We start from the raw sequence: 17,889 nt of genomic DNA on the forward strand, positions 1-17,889 counted from the left end.
TTACCTACTTTCTGGTTTTAAAGAAGAAATTAATAATTCCTGAGTTAAAAATTGTTGCTTTAATAAAGTCATTATTATTTAAATTAGCTGTGTTTGAATCTGAATTTAGTTGACCTGGATCATTATAATAAAGTGCAGGATTGTCTTTGGTTTGAGATTTAGTGTAGAACGGATAAATTTTATTGTAACCTATTTGTGAAGATTGATTGTATTTTTGAATTGAAGCTTTGTTGGCGTCTCAAGGACTAAAATCTGAATACGCAATTAAGTATTTCCCTTGATCTCTGTTTGTAGAAAATACTAAATCAGAATTATTTACAAGGTATTTAGCAAAATTAGCTGGTGTTCAAGCTCTTGCGTAATCATCTGCGGTACTATTGTCAATTAATGTAGTATCAGTGAATGATAATGTTTTTATTAATAAATCTAAATCTTTCTTTTGTGCAGGCGAATTATATTGAGGATCGCTTAAAGATCTATTTTTTGACACAACAAGGTTTTCGTAGTTAGATAGATACATCATTAATTGTAATGAGTCATTAGTTTTTTGATTTGGTGTAATAATATCAAATTTAAATGATATTAAATTAACGTTAGCTAAAGGCATTGATAAAAATCTATTATAGAAAACTTGTGAATAATTGTTTGTTTGATCACCGTCACCATATGGAGTAGGCGGAAGCGGATTTAAAAGTTCGATATATATTTGTGAACTTAGATTTGGATCTGAAGAACCTGTTTCACCGTCTCTTACATATTTAACTCCCGCTATTTGATGATCCTTATCTATTGTTACAGAATTGAATTTTCTTGTGGAGTTTCCAAACGATATACCAGGTGATCCTATAGGCTCACCACCAACAATTTCTAAGAACATAATCTGTTGAGAAGCATCATCAGCAATAATCTTGATTTGTTGAGTGTCATTTTTAAATGCACCACCTATATAATCATCAAATGTATATGTAGATTGTGTACTAAATTTAAATTTATAATAATTTGCTTCATCGGAGCTAATTATTTTTTCATTTTGTCCATCAAGTACAACTTCTTTAAATTTATTATAAGCCTTAGCAGAAATAGATTGTCTAAGTTCATTTAGTTTGCTTGCTTCGATTGTTCCGTCTTCTTGATAAAGAGCCTCTAATTCATCTCTATTGTATCATCCAGCCTCAATTACATTTAAAACTGATGTTTGAGTATTGTGACCAAATACGTAATTTTGTCCTTGTTCATCTAATTTGAAGAAAATTGAACTTGATCCATCTGGTAATTGAATTGTGTCAAGAGTTGGGAAATTAATTGTTACATCTTTTTCAACCACTAATTCTGGGAAGTTACTGAAATTAGATAAATTTGAAGGAGTATATTTATATCTAATTTTAAATGTTAAGTCTTTAGATATAGGGTCTTGTGTTGTTATATTTTCACTTTGGAATCATCTACCTGTTTGGGAGTTATAAACAATAGAAGTTTTAACATTAAACATGTTGTATGGTGAAACAAAAAGTGGATCTTTTTCAGTAAAAGCAAACTCATCAAATAACTCTAATATAGCTTTATTTGTTGTAATATCAAAACTTAAATCAACGGCAGAAGCCTCTTGGCTTGAGTCTGTTTTTTTAGGTGTTATTTCTTTAACTAATGAGTTGAAAAGAACAACGAATTTCTCTCTAGTAACACCATTTTTAGGTGTTATGACTTGATAAGCTTTGATATTGTTGTTGAGTCTGTATTGTTGTAATTGCTCTTGAGTTAAATTAATATTTTGGTCTATAAATGAAATTAATTTGTCTGTTTGTTCTTTCTTATAAGGTCATTCGACAAATGTTTTAAATTTACTTAAGGCGCTGTTATATGTATTAACACCTGAATTTGATAGTATTTGTTCATTTGTGTTTGGTATATTTTTTGCTTCAATGTTAGCTAAATTATAAACACCTGTATTTTGTGAATTAGAATACATATTATTTAACTCATTTATAACAATGTTTTTAGCTGTATTCTTATTTAATTCAGATAAATCAAAAATTTCATTAAAGATATTATTTAAAGATGATTTTTGAGCAATTATTTTGTTTATTTCTGTGTTAGAAATTTTTATGAATTCACTTATAAGCAAGGCTGTTTGGTTAATTTGCGAAGCTAAAGGAGCTACTACAGCAGCTTGTGTGGTGTTAGTTGCGCTTTTATTTATAGATGAATCAGATGTAGGAAAATCTATTGTAACAATATTTGAAGTTAATTGACTTATTAAAGTTCTTATTCCGTTATTTACATAAAAGTTGTATGAATCAATTAATCCGTATTTTTGGAAAAAGGTTAAATTCTTGTCTTCTTCGTTAGCTACAAATAAAGGAGATAATGAATTATTATAAGAAACCAATATTCCTAAATTTTCTGGATTTTGTGACATATACTTAACAAAGTCATTATTTAGTTCAATTAGAAAGTTATTAATAGCTATATTGTTTTTAGTAATATTAGTTGCTATTGAATCTAAAATATCATCTTGGAATGAAGCGGATTGCTCTGTATTTAAGCCAGAAAAGTTATCTACATCAAAAGAGTCATTAACAATAGGTAAACCTAAAACAGTATCTAACCTATTAGAAAGTTCTTGATATTTAGTTTTTATATTTATATTTAAAGGTGAAGATGAGTTAATTTCGGCAACAACTGGAATAAATAAAGTTTTGTAATTTTGCAATTGAGAGTTTGTGGTTTGTAATTCTGAAACTTTTAAATTGAAAATATCACTTAATGTACTTCTTTGAAGTGTGATTGATTTATATAAAGCTTCATTAATATTTTTAATTAAATCAGGATTATCAAAATCAAAAGTATTTTTACCGACAAAACTTGAATCATCTAAAACATCGATAGCATTATTTTTGAATGATTCTAATTTTTGCTGGTTGTATTGAGTTGATAAATTATTTGATGGATTAGAAATAACATCAACAATCTTTTGTGCTTGAGTTTTAACTATAGATATATCATCAAATTTAGAATTGATAAGAGCTTGCACAAGAGTTCTTAAATTTTGAAATTCATTTTCTTTGTCTTGTGGTGTCTTAGCAGAGTTTTTATTAACTGATATTGCGTTTTGAATTCCGTCTAGAATTTTTTTGTAATTGTTTGTATCTGTTGGCGAATCAATAAAGCTATTGTAACCTGCTGCTTCATTTGTGTAGTTAGCTTCGGCATAGTTAATCATTTTTCTTAATTGTGTTGAAGTGTTTAATAACTCATATAAAAGCCCTTGATCTTTATTTGGTGAATCACCAAAATACTTAATTTTAATAGTTTTGAAATCATTTGTCTGATTATTTTCAGAATCAAATTCACTTCAAAAGTTATTTAAAATACTGTTAATTGCTCTTTTTTCAGGCGTGCTTAAGATACTTTGATTAAGTGTTGTTTGGAAATTATCTGCTTCAATTGAAAGATTCATTTGTGTTTGGAAGAAAATAACTTTTTGAATTTGTTGCTCAATAATTTCGGCATTTGTATTTGCGTCTTGATATAAGTTGTTTGCTAAATTAATTTGATTATTTAAATTTGATTGAATTCTCAAAATCTTTGGATTAGCTGTACTGAGTTTTTGAGAATCGTCATTTGCTGATTTTACAACAGAAGCTAACCTTAAAAAGTCTTGTTTGATGTTATTTACAAAATCAATTTTTGAAGATACTTTTTCTAAATATTTAATTTGTAAACTTGTGTTGTTTTCGTTTTCTAAAGACGAAATTATATTTTGTACCGAAATAAAAAGATTTGGGTATGTATTTTGGATCAATCCTGTTGTTTGGGAATCGGATGAATCATCAATGTTTACAGGATTATTAGTTAATCAATCTTTTAATTGGGTTATTTGGTTATTGTTTTGATTTCTTTTTTGATTGATTATTTTTTGTTGACTTGTTTGATTATTTAATATCTTTTTATTACTAATTACAAGTTCATTTTCTGCCAATAACGAATCAGCGTTTTGATTTGTTAATGGAGGTACTTTTGGTACAGAAACTCACATATCATTGATCAATGTCTGAGCATCAATTGTTTCACCGTTAAAATTAGGTTGATCGTTTCATGGTTTAATTACCAATGAAGTTTCAGAAAGTTGTTCAACAAGTAACTTAGCGTTTTTAGCTAAATTTAATAAGTTTGTAGCATAAACCTGATCATCTGTTATATTGTTAGCTTGAGCTTGAATTCAATCTAAGTATTTATCCATTTGTTGTTGATATTTAATACCAATTTGAGATCCAATTTGATAAAACTGAATATCTTTCAATTTATCTTTTGCTTCTTTAACAATATTAGCTATTTGTTCAGCGGTTTGAAGTTTTTGTTTAAGTGACTCAATTTCTTCTTTGATTTGTGAAATTTGTTCATTTGTAGCATCACCTGTTATATAAACATTTTGCGCTTGTTTAATTTTATTGTCTAATTCTGTTTTGAACTTGTTTGTGGCTGATGATTGTGTTGAATCAACTTCTTTTGAGTAATCTTGAGCTACTTTTGCTTCATCAGCGAGTTCATTAATAGCGTCAATATTTTTTGTTAAGTTATTGATTTTTTCAAAAACTTGTTGAATATTTTCAACAGTTGCCTCATTATTTTCTTGTGTAAGTTCATCAATAAGAGCATTTATATCTTTGATAAACACTGGATCTTTGTTTGGGTTTTGACTAAATTGATCAACTTTTTGTTTAATGTTTTCCAATGTTTGACGGTTATTTTGTTTTTTAGTTTCTAGATCCACAACTGAATTGTAAGTTTCTAAAAGTTTATCGTCTCTTTGTTCTAAATCGGTGTAATTATTAGCTGCGTCAGCAATTGAGTCTCTTATTGCGTTTTGCAATACTTCAATATCACTTTGATTTTGTTCTTGATCTTGCTTTAAGTCTTTAATTTTGTCAGCGACTAATTTTTGATCATTTAACAACTTTGTAAATTTTGTGATTTTTTCGTTAATATCTTTAGCTTCATCTAAAGTTAAAAATGAATTATTTTGTAATTCTTCATTCATTTGTTTGACAAATGAAGCGGCAGCTATTAGCGGATTTTGAAGATCAGCATTAGCCTCTTCACTAAAGTTTTGAATTAAATCGTTAAGTTTTTGATTGTTATTAATTGCTTTGTCTTTTTCAAATTCTAAAGCTATTTTATTTTTAATTTCATCAATTTTATCTTTTGTAGCAGCGTCTGAATTTTTTAAGTCTTGGAATTCTTCGAATAATTTATCAAAATTTGAATATTCGATATTTGGATCCTTTTTAGAACTGAATTCATCAAAAATTCTTTGTGTTTGAGCAACGGATTCATTAAAGTCATTTTCAATTTGTTGCTTTTGTTGTTTTAATTCGTTTATTGAATTATTAGTTTCATTAATTTTGTTTTGAATTTCGCTAGCGCTAAAGGCATTTGAGTCCAAAATTGTATTGATTTGTGTTTTGATATTTTCAATTTCAAAACCAATTTCTTGAAATCTAACTTTTGAAGCATCGGCATTTAAAATGTTATCTAATTCGTTTTTAGTTTCAAATAATTCTTTTGAATAATTGAATTTTTCAATTTCTTTTTGAGAATCATTTATTTTATTTTGTAAATCAGATACAGAATCTGAGTTATTTGGGAAATTATTATTGATTGCATTAATAAAATTTCTAACAAAATTTTGATTCTCTAAATCTAAATTATCTTTTTGAATATTAGATGCTTGAATTAATAAATCAACTAAATCCTTATCTTTTTCGATTATATTAGAACCTTCTTTTAAAATTGCGGGTGCAGAGTTATTTAATTTAGCTTTAGCATAAACATCAATATTATTAATGATATTTTTTAAATCTTGGGCAATTGAATTTTCACCCAAATTAGGAATATTTTCTTGTATTTGGTTATTAATAATTGTAATTTTGTCTTTGTAGTAAGCGCTTTGTATATTAGAATCAATAACTTGTAATTCGCTTTTAGCTTTTTCAAGCGCTTCAAGAGAAGGTAAATTATTCAATGTAGGTTGTGATGAAGAATTGATTAATTCATGAGTGTGCTCTATAGCTTGATTTGCCAAATCTTTTACTGTTTGAACATTAGAATCAGCGTAAGGAAGTTTTTGAACTTCGTCAATGTCTTTTGATAATTTCTTTTCACTTTCGTCAATTTGTTTGTAAATAGCAACAGCAGAAAATAATTGTTGAGCAAGGTTTTTTATTTGAATTTTTTCAGCTTCAGTTAAATCACTTTTACCTAAACTTTGTTTTAAAAAGTCTCAATATTCTCTTAATCTTAATTCATATTCATTTTTAGGTGTATTTTCTAGAGGGTAATATTTATTAATTTGTTCTAAAACTCTATTTAAAAATTCATCAATATTTTGGTTTTCAACTTCTTGTTTTATTTGATCTTTTAAATTATTTAACTGATCTAAAGCGCTGTTTAATTGTTCTGAAGAAACGTTAGGATCTTTGATTAATTCTTCAACTTCTTTTTCTTTTTCTTTTGTTTGATCTAATAAATCCTTAACTTTTTCACTTAAAGCGCTTTCGTCTGTTTTATCGATAATTTCGTCAATGTTATTTGTGGTTTGACTTATATCAGAAATTGTTTTTGAATTATTAATAATATTTAAAAGGGAATTATTTAAATCATTAATTTCTTTTATCTTTTGATCATCATCTTTATTTTGATCGGCTTTAATATTTTCAATCTGCTCTTTAATTGCATTTATTGAGTCAATTTGTGATTGTTCAACCGGTGTATATTGGTAATTAACTTCATTAAATTTATTAAAGTTGTTATTTAGTATTGTTGTTGCATCTTTATAAGAATTTAGCGCATTTTGGTAGCTTAAAATCAAGTTAATAAACTTAATTTTTGAATAATAAGCAGTAATTAACTCATATAACTCAATAGAAGAAATGGGGTTAAGAGCTTTAGCAAAAACCTTATTAGTTAAATTGAATTTCTTATAATCTTCTATTAATTGTTCATTTTCTTGTTCATATGTAGGTATTTTTGAAAGCGAATAAATAGATTGGTCTAATAACTTAAACAAGTCTTTCAAGTGTTTTTTAGAAATTTTTTGAATTTGATCATTAAAATCATAAACACGTTGATTAAATGTAAAAAAGTCTATAAAATTTTGCGAATTAGCTTGGTTTATAAATTCGTTTATTTGTGTGTTTAACACTTCTAAAGGTAGTTTTACTTGCTCATTAGCAAATGATGAATTTATTATTTGAGAGGGAATAAAAGCAATATTTTTAAGTAATTTTGCAGAATTAATTCTTTGCTCAATTTCATCTAAAAGTTGATTAAGTTCAGTATTTTGCTTGTTGATATTATCGATTAAAGATAAATTAGGATCAACTTCTAGAAAATCATTTAATTTTTTAGAGTAGTGTAATTTTTCACTTTCGTTTAAATTTTGATCATCCAAACTAGACAATATACTTTCTTTGGTTGATAAAAGATCTTTTAGTGAAAAAGTCGAAATTAACAATTGAGAATAATCTAAAGCAGCTTGCGCTTTGGTGTTAGGGTTATTAATAGAGTTAATTAATTTTTCAAATAAAGATTTTAGTCCATGTGATAAATCATAATAATATTGATTTAATTTGACAAATGATGATGCATTAGTTTGAATTTCTTCGATTGTCTCGTTTTGATTAAATACACTTGAATATACAGCATCAATTTGATTAATTAAATTTTTATATTCGTTGATTGATGTAATGTTGTCAATTTTAAAGTCAAATTCTTTTGCAAAAGAACTTAAATAATTTTTTAAAGGACCTTGCACAAAGCTGTCTGTTGAAGTTTTGATTTTATTTACTTTAGTTTGAATATCGTTTCATTTTTTGATAAATTCTTCTTTATTAGAAGTTAAATTTGACTTAAGTAATATCAATTCATTTTTGACTAAATCCACTTGATTATAAGAGAATTCGTTTTGTAAAACAGAATTTTTTAGTGAATTTGAAAGCTTTTGAGCTAAATTGATTATTCAAGGTATCTCAAGTTCACTAGCAACATTATTGGTAGATTCAATTAATTCAAAAATAGGATCTAAATATGTATTTAATTCATTAATAAGATTTTTAGCGGAATTATAGTAATTAGTTAAAAATTCATTAGTGTATTCAGCGTTTGAGTTAGAGTAATTTTTTATAAACAGATCAATATTAGTGTTGTTAACATCTTCGAATTCTTTTTTAAGAGAAGATTCGTTAATGTATGTTTTTAAATTTACAAGTAAATTTTTTAAAATCAGCAAATCATTATATGAAAGTGAAGGATTGTTTTTTAATATTGAGTCATTAATTATTTCTAAGTAATCAAGTGATAATTGTTGCGCTATTTTATAATCTTTGTTTTTTTCTCATTGATCTTTAGTGTTTTGGAACAATAGAAGGGCTTTGTTTTTGTTTTCTTGTGATAAAGCAAAATTTTTGCTTGTATTTTTAACTATTTCAAGTGTTTGATTAAAGTTTTGTTCAATGTTTAATTTTGTTTGATTTTTATCGTGAACACCAATAACAGCACCAAAAAGACTGGCTCCAATTACTGCTGTGGCCGATGTTGCACCTATTAAGATTTTTGTCGTTTTTTTCATAATTGTCCTTCTTGTTAGTGTAGTTTAAATTTAATGTCAAACACTTCTATTTGTTCTTTTAGTTTTGAAATGTCATAATATACAGTTCCACTTGATGTATTAGAATTTACATCTTTAGCTATAGGGCTATCAGTCATTAATGGACTTCCTCATGTTCATAAAAATCTATCAGCTTGATCTGTGCTGGCTGTAGCTACTCATTCTGTAAAAATTTGTCACTCTTCTTTATTGGAGTTTTGTGGCAACTCTTTAAGTTTTTTGATGGTTTCGTAGGTTTCATTTCCTGTATTAACCCCTCTTATTTGAAGAACAATTCCTTGTTCATCTTGTGAATAAGTTTCGCGATTGCTGTTTACAACAATTGGTTGAGGATCATTTATTTTAGTTGTATTAACACTGTTACTTAAGATTAATTGGTAGTTAAATAATGCGTATCTGTTTTTTCACTCTTGCTCATTTGTAGGAGAAACATTTTGCTTTTGCATTGGCACAAAAAGATTGATTATTATTTTGTAATTTAATGTTGAAAACCCATCACTAGAAGATTGCATTGGCATTCAATATATTTTATTTATAGGGTTATTTGAAGAATCTCTAATTGGAATATAAGCTTGACCGCCAAAGTTTATCACTGCATCATCTTTAAATTTAAGCTTAATTTTAAATTCTTTAGATGTTGAAAATCCTTGATCAGGATCATCAATATTTTTAGAAACATCTTCAATAAAGTAAGTTTGATTTAATGCGTTTAAGTGACCAAATGTGTATTTATTGTATGCAACAAGCATATTAGGGATAGTTGTAAATGCGTTAAATCCAGCATCGGTGTTATTAAAAATAACTTTTGTTTTCATTGTTTCTTGAGACTCAAAAAATTCTTTAGTTATTTTTGCTTCATCTTTAGTTTTAAATGTTACGAAAATATCAGGAAATTCAAGAGAGAAATTTTCTACGTCAGCAAAAACTGGATCAATATCACCTGGTCTAATATATTCGAATCTTAAATTCAATTTTGCTTTTTTAATTGATGTGTCAGTTTGGAAAAATGTCTCAATATATTTAGAGTCAGTCGCTTTTTTATATAAGTAAACTTTAACGTTATCTAAATTAAATAATTGTTGCGAATCTTGCTGTTTTAAAATACTAAACGTTTTAAATAGATCAAGAATTTCGTTTTGATTGTTTAATAAAACTTGATCATATTGAACATCATTTTTAACAAATTGAGTTTTAGATGTTTCTGAAAGAGCATTAACTTTTTCAACGAATTTTTCTGTTTGACTTGTATCTAAAGCGATTACATTTTCGTAAACGTTTAAATTTTGATCAGTTGTTTTTGTGTAAAGATAGTTGAATAATAATAATCTGTTTGATAGATTAGTTACTCATTCTTTCATTGTTACAGCTGATTTATACAATCTAATAGAATTTTGCAACATTGAATATATATTGTAATTTTGTTTAGCATCATCCAACATTTGGTTTGCGCGCTGTTTCACAGCTTGACCTTCTTGTGAAGTTGATTGATTATTATTTTCGTTTAAAACTTGGTAATCATCAATAAAATCTCTTAAAACAAAGTTAACTTGTGGATCGCTTGATGTACTTTTTGAAACTGTTTTTGTAAGCTTTTGATATTCAGAACGATTTGTAATATATTGAGTCGATACTTGTTTTAATGAATTATTAGCATCTTGTTCGCTACCGTAAACCAAAGCGACCAAATTGTTTATATTTAAATAAACTTTATCTATAAACTCAACATATTTATCTTTTTCTTGTTGGTTTTGAGTTTCTAACTGATTAATAACTTGTGAGTCGTTAAAATTAATATTTTCTTCATTTTCTTGGAAGCTTAATTCTTGAGTAAAATCACTAAATGTATTAACAAAAGAATCGATATTGCTTTTTATAACAGAATTCTCAGGCATTTTGTTAATTAAATAAATTAAGCTTGAACTATTGTCGTTAGAAGTTAAGGAATCTTTAAAGTCATTAAGTTGGAATTTTAAGTTTTGCAACCTTGGTTGAGTTTGATCTATTAGCGATTTGTAAGCTAATAATAAATTATTTGCATTGTTTTTTAATGTTGTAGCAATGTAAGTTTGGTAACTTTGCAATGTTTCTTCAGATATGTTATCAAGGTTGTTTATTGCATCGCTTATTTCTGAATTTGCTATTAATTCATTATTTTTGGCAATGGTTTCGTCGCTAACACCAGTTATTCTTTTTATTTCGTTAAATTTGGCGTTTTCAATTGTGTTGTTGCTGTTTTGGTAATAAAGTGCATAAGGTTTTAATTTATTAAAAGCGTAAATTAACTTTCTAGTTTCTCATTTAATTAAACTAGTTTTTTGTTCTTTGATTTTTTGTTTAGCCACAGATAAGCTATTTTGAATATTTTTAACAGCTTCAAGAGAATTTAATGAATCTAGTCTAATGTTATCAATAGCAAGTTTTTGGAAATTCTCCACAACAGGTGTAGAGCCTTGTGGGTATTTTGATTCAGGGTAATTAGTGTCAATATATTGTTTTAGAAGAATTGCGTCAGCTAATGTTTTACTTACTTGCTTAAATTTATCATCGATAATGTTTTGTATTGTTACATTGATGTTGTAAATATCTGTTAATTTAGTATTATCGATTTTTAAGTTTGTAGTTAAGTCTATTGAGGTGTTATCATCAATTGCAGTTTGTGTAAATTCTTTTAGCTTGTTAAATAATTCTCTAACTTCTTCATCTTCTGTATCAAGATAATTTTGATCAGGTATTCATGTTTTAGCTTTTGTAATCGCGTTATGCAACTCTAAACTTCTGTTAATTGTAGTTTTGACGCTAAATACACCATTTGAAGTTATAAATTTATTAAGATTTTGTTCAATAGATTGATTTGAGTCGACTAAATTTTCAATTGCTTGATCCAATATCGCAAGCAATTGATTTTTTTCGTTTTCACTCAAGTAAGCAGTCCCACTTATAACAGAATTTTCGAAAATGTTGGTATTTTGATAATCATTATCTAAACTTATTTTTATGATTTTTTGACGTTCTAGTGCTCATTGATAAAACAAATTAGTTTTATTTATTGACACTTGTGTTAAGTTAGTTTGTTCAATGATTTGAGCTAAAGAACTTAAAGTGTCCGAATCCACATTTTCAGATGAATTTATTAACAAGTATTTTTGCGCGTTTTCAATAATGCTATTTAATGTGTTATTTTGACTTTCAAATTGATCATTTTCTACATATATATTTCTTCGATCATTATCTTCGGATTTAGCTGTTTGAATCATTTGTGCGTATTCTTGATTTTTTTGTTTAGCGACACTAATAATGTCAGCTAATTGTTTTTGTGTATCTATAGAATTTTTAGCAACAATTACGTTATTTAAAGCCTTATTCAATTTTTCTAAGACATTTGTAGAATCGTCAAAAAAGTACATATTTTGTGGATCTAGATTTATAGAATAGTTAGAGTCAGTTATTAAATTCTTTTGAAGAGCAAAGTATTTTTTGTAGTTTTGAGATAAAAGATAATATTTTGAATTTTCGTCAGAATTGTTATTTTCTTGCGATAAGTCAGTGTCTACTTCTTTATAAATTTGAATTCATTTATTAATATCATCTTTTCTTGTTGTGTAAATTAACAATTGTTTTTGAAAATCTTCGTGTAATTTCTCACTTAAACTTAGAATTTCTTCAGATGTTGAATCGACATTTGGCACCGAAAGCATTACAATATCGGCTAAATTTTTAGCGTCAGCTTCAAAATTAAATGATACAGGTTCACCATTTTCTAAAATATCTGAATCAGATATAGTTTGAGCTTGAATTTCTTCAATTTTTTGTAAGCTTGTCATTTGACTTGCTATTAGTGTTTTAGATCTTTCGAGTAAAAGTTGCACAAGAATTAATGATTCGTTAGTTGGAATAATTTTAGGTTGTTGTAAATCACTAGGATTTTTACCTTGTAAAATTAATCTTTGTTTTTCAACAAAATCAATAAATCTTTGCTTATGCTCTTGTGGAATTAAACCACCATTTCCTAAAATGTAGTTAATAGGCCTTAAATTATCTAAAACATTTTCTAAAATAGCGTCTACTCTAGTAACTGTTTCTAATTTATCAAGTAAACTTTGAATTTCATCTTTTTTAGAAACTATTGTGTTGTAGTCAGTGTTTGTAAATAATTGACTAGCCTCATTTATTTTTTTGTTTATTTCGTCGATAATATTTTGCTGTGCTTCACTTACAGGGGTTGTAGAAGTTTCGACTCTTTCAATTCCTGCGTTAGCTTCATTAATTTGATTGATAAGTGCCTTTATTTGTGATTCGTTGTTAATAATTGATTGTAATTCTAAATCTATTTCATCAACTTTATTTTTGGAATCAGCGTTATTTAATTTGTCTTTTAATTTTTCTACTTCTGCCTTAATTTCTTCTGCAGCTTGTGGAGAGTTAGAAAAGGTATCGTCGATACTATCTAAATATCTTTGAATTACTTTCATTTCTTGATCTTTATATTTTTGTAGGTCACTAACATCTTTTCAAACTTGATCAAGATTCTTAGAAAGTTGTTCTATGTCAGAAGAGTTACTTTCATTAGTAGGTTTATTTTCTTTTAGGGCATTTGTGAGTTTTTCAACAATAATAAGATCATCTGAATATGTATTAATTCTTTCAAGCATCTGTCTTTGTTTTTGAGCTAATTTATTTAATTGAATCACTTCGTTTACATATTCGTTAACATCTATAACACTGTCGGTTTGGTTAGTTTTGGCTGTTATATCTTCAATTACTTTTTGAATATTGTCGTTTAATTCACTAGATAAGTCTAACGGCTGTATTTGTAAGTTATTTTGAGATGATTGTTTTGCTTTTTGTGCTTCATTATCAAATAAATCTTTTTTATATGCTAGCGAAATATTAAATAAAATATCCTCAAGATCTTTTTGATTTGTTGAATTTAAATCAGAAATGTTGTTGTATTGTTCACTTAATTTATCTAAATTAGGGGTAGGCTCAATTTCAGATAAAGTAGCTTGTTTATAAAGTTTTTCAAATGAACTTTCAATTTTTTCTTTTGTATTATCAAAAAGTTGTTGAACAGAATCTTTTTGATTTTTGGCGTTCTTTATTTGTTCTAAAATTTCAGATTTTAAAACTAAAAGAGACGACACGCTGTTATCATCTTTTGCTAAAGTTTCTTTGAATTCATTTATTTTTTCGTTATTTTTATCTAATATATCTTCAAAAATAGCTTTTTGTTGATCTTGTGTACTAAAGACTTGCTCAAGAATGTTTAATAATTTTTGATCTTCTATTCTTAAATCAGTATTACTTAATTCTTTTGCTAAATTTGTTATTTTATTTTGGATTTGGCCAACACTATCGCTTGGATCTATCAAATTATTTAAAATAACATCTTTAAGTTTCTCATAAGCGTTATCAGAATCAGCAGTACCTTCTATTTGTTGAAGTTTTTCTAAATTGTTTTTAATTTGTTGTGCTAAAGGGATTTCTTTAGTAAATTTTTGAATTAAATCCTTTATTTGCTCAATTGTTGATTTTGGGTTAGCACTTAAAAGTTCTTCTTTTAGATTATTTAAATTTTCGTAAGCATCTTTAGTATCTTTATAAGGAGAAGAATTAGGGAAATTATCTAGTGAAAAATTATTATACTTTTGTTGTTCTAGATTTAAAAGAGCTACATAATTTGCGTATTCTAATTTTTCCTTGGCATCAACTAATTTAGCTTCTAATTCACTAATTTTTTCGTTTGTTGGAAAGTTATTTGCGTTAATAGAAGAATATCAATTTAAAGTTTCTTCTAAAAGTGCGCTTGCGTTGTTTATTTCTTTTTCAGGAGTAAAATCTCCGTACTTTTGAGCTAAAACATTATTTAATGTTTGGGTCAAAATTTGCCGATTACTTTCTAAATTAGCTAAAAAAGGAATTTGATCATTAATAATTTCCATTTTAGCCTTGGCCTCATCTCTGGTTTGATTATCTAATTTATAGTTTTCGACAATATAATTTAAATCATCAAGTTGTTTTTGGATAACATCTTGTAAAACGTTTGAAGTTTTATTACCTTCTAGTAAGTTAGCAAAATTTCAAATATTATTTCTTGTTGCTATTCTATAAATATTTGAAGCGTCATATTTAGCTTTTTCTTTTTTGGTTTCTTGAACCAACTCACTTAAATTTTGATTTGTAGAATCAATATTATTGTTAATATCAGGATTGTTTAATTGATTATTAGCTTGATTAATTAAATTTTCTATAGTATTTATAGCATCTGAAAACACATTAGAAGACTCAGGATCATTATCAAAAGTATTTAAAAAATCTTTAGCATCTTTTACTGTTTTAGCTAAATTAGCTAAAGATTCAAGATTAGAATCAATAGTGTCTAATTTAGAGTTTAATTCATCAAATTTATTTTCTTTTTGTGAATAATTTATTTGAGGATCTTCGGCCACAGCTTTAAAAACTGCTTCGAGATTTTTAACTTTTTGAGTAATGTTGTTTTTAGTATTTTCATCAACATCAGAAAACAATTCATTTATTTTATTTATTATTGAATCTGATTTTTCGAAAAATAGATTTTTTTGAATATCTGATTTAGCTTGAGCTAAAGCAAAATTATATTGTTTAACTTTATCAAGTAATTCAACTCTAGTAGGATCATAAAAATCTACTAAATATTTTTTTGAAGACTCGTTTAATAAAGTTAAAAAACCTTTAGTATTTTTTTGTGTTTTAGGATTATCAATAAATTGTTGAGCCACTTGAATATCTTTTGCTAATTCTTGTTTTAATACCGCGATAAATTCATTTGATGATTGCTTCATCAATACTAATAATTCAGAATAAGAGTTTGAATTATTGGCATTAATTTGTTCAAGTATTTTTTTGTATTGATTTGTGAAATCACTTGAAAAATCAGATTTATGATCGCTTAGCTGCATTTTTAAAATATCTAAAGCAGTTAATATTTGTTTTGCAAATTTTAATAATGTTTGAAAATCGTTTTCTAATTTTTCCACTTTTTGGATATAGCTTAAATCAAAAGATAAATCAATCTCGTTTAATTTATTTTTAAATTCATCTAATTCATTTTTGGAAATGAAGTTTTGTTCTAATGAGTTATTTAGTTGTTGAACAAAATTATTAGCATAAATTAAATTGGTTTGTAAATTAGAAACTAAAAGCAACGAATTTAAAGGATCGTTTTTAAAATCTTCAAATTTAACGTTATTTAAAAATTCATTAACTTTATTTTTCAAAGTATCATCAACTTTTAAATTTTGAATTTCACTTATCTTGGTATTAAACTTTTCTTCAAATTTACTAATAGGTTCATTGATTAAAGCAAAGTCATTAGTTACTAATAAAACATAATCTTTTAAAATATTCAATTTTTCTAAATTGTTTGTTGCATTAACTTCATTTGTTAAATTGTTAATGGTCTTAATAGCAAAAGATACATCTGAATTATCCTTAGCTACAGGTATATTTTCAACAACTTTTTTTATTTTCTCTAAGCTTAAAATTATTTGATCTTTAACTTTTTGGTTTTGTTTATAGATGTTTTGTTCAATTTCAGAAGATAAATTATTTAATAATTTATTAAGCACAGAATCAAAAACATCTAAGTTGTCCCTAGATATAGTTGTTGATTTTTCGAGTGATTCGTACATATTATTAACTATGGCCAAAGCATCTAAAGAATATCCACTTTTAGAATAAATACTTAAATTTTTAGATATTGATTGTTTAATGTTTCAAATTTTTGTATAAATGTTTGAATATAAATCATTAGATTTATCTAAAACAGGTTGAATATCGGCGATAAATTTTTGTAGATTCTCAAATGTAGGATTATTAGCAAGATTTACTCTTGAATTTTTAGATAATTCTTTTGCCTGCAAGATATATTCGGGGTCTTTAATTTGATCTAAAAACCGTTGAATTTCTTCTTGCTTTTGTGAATCCGAACTTTTTAATTTATCTAAAAGTGATATTTTTGAAATTAAAAAATTAATATTTCTGTCTAATTCATAAGCATTTTGCACATCATTTTGTGTTTGTAAAATGCTTTGAGCATATTGATTTAAATTAAATGCTTCTTGCTTAAATTGTTGATCTATATCATTTATTTTTTCAGAAATTTCACTTAATTTTTGATTTGATAAATTTAATTTTTCGTAAATTGTATTATCAGGAATAGATACTTTTTTAGTAGTATTTGTGTTTAAGAAAGTAATAAAAGTTCCTAAACCGGCAGCTAGAATTGATGTACTAACAATTCCAATTGCTGCTATTTTTTTAGTTTTTCTATCCATTTTTCCTCCTTTTTTATAAGTAATTAATATTAATTACTATATAAATAAATACATGTGTAAATGATACAACTTGTTTTAATATTAAAAAGAAATTGAAAAGCTGTTTTTTCATAATTCGTAAAATTCCAAAAACGCAATATATCTGTAAAATAGGATAAAAAAACGCACTTTTATGTGCGCTTTAGGTAAGTATTTTATAAGGAAAACTAATATAAAATCCATTATTTTTGTAAAAAATAAATAATCTTTTTAAAAAAATAATGTTTTTAGAATCATCTGTATTATTAACATAATATATATGTCCATTAAGATAATTTCAAAAACATTCAAAGTAAATATTGTTATTTTTAAAGGCGGAAATTTTACTTAGATGTTCTTTGCAAACGAATCCTCCAGCTTCAAAACTAAATGAACAAACAAAGTGAGAATTACAAAAAACACACGAATTAATGTTTAAATTAAAACCGGATTTTTTCAAAAATTCCAGCAAAATAATTGTGTAAATGTAGTCAAATTTTTCGGCGTTTCATACTTTGATAAGCTTATCATAAATGTCAATTAAGTCATTTTCTCAAGAAAATTTTTTAAGAATATTTTGTAAATTTATTAAATGTTTTTTTTGTTCAATTGTGTCAGTTTCGAAGAAGTTTAAAGCCTTAACTTTTTTCATTTTTCCACTTAAATTCGTTAATTTTCCTTGATATTTAAAATACTCTACATTTACTAATGAACCTATAATGCAGTTATATTTGTTCTTAGAGTCGTTTTTGTTTAAACCTTGAGCAAAAAGTGAAAAAACTCCCTTTTTATCTAAAAAAGAGACGATAAATTCATTTTGCTTATATTCGAAAACATCAAGTAAAATCGCTTGTGTTAAAATTGTGGAATTTTGAGACACAATTGCTCCTAAAA

The 17,889-nt window shown here is 26.1% G+C and carries 3 protein-coding genes; all 3 read right to left on the bottom strand.

The window, feature by feature from the left end; all coding sequences use genetic code 4:
• Positions 1 to 4: 4 nt before the first annotated feature.
• Positions 5 to 8,626: a hypothetical protein gene (locus V2E24_RS02210; protein ID WP_330500794.1), complete on the bottom strand. Its 8,622-nt coding sequence runs from the start codon at positions 8,624 to 8,626 to the stop codon at positions 5 to 7.
• Positions 8,627 to 8,640: 14 nt separating this feature from the next.
• Positions 8,641 to 16,977, bottom strand: a complete 8,337-nt coding sequence (locus V2E24_RS02215) for a coiled-coil domain-containing protein (RefSeq protein WP_330500795.1) — start codon at positions 16,975 to 16,977, stop codon at positions 8,641 to 8,643.
• A 181-nt stretch (positions 16,978 to 17,158) separates the two neighbouring features.
• Entirely contained in the window at positions 17,159 to 17,875 is a 717-nt protein-coding gene (gene recO / locus V2E24_RS02220; protein ID WP_330500796.1) for a DNA repair protein RecO, read from the bottom strand.
• Positions 17,876 to 17,889 lie beyond the last annotated feature (14 nt).

Source organism: Mycoplasmopsis ciconiae, assembly GCF_036350065.1.
Classification (GTDB): domain Bacteria; phylum Bacillota_I; class Bacilli_A; order Mycoplasmatales; family Metamycoplasmataceae; genus Mycoplasmopsis; species Mycoplasmopsis ciconiae.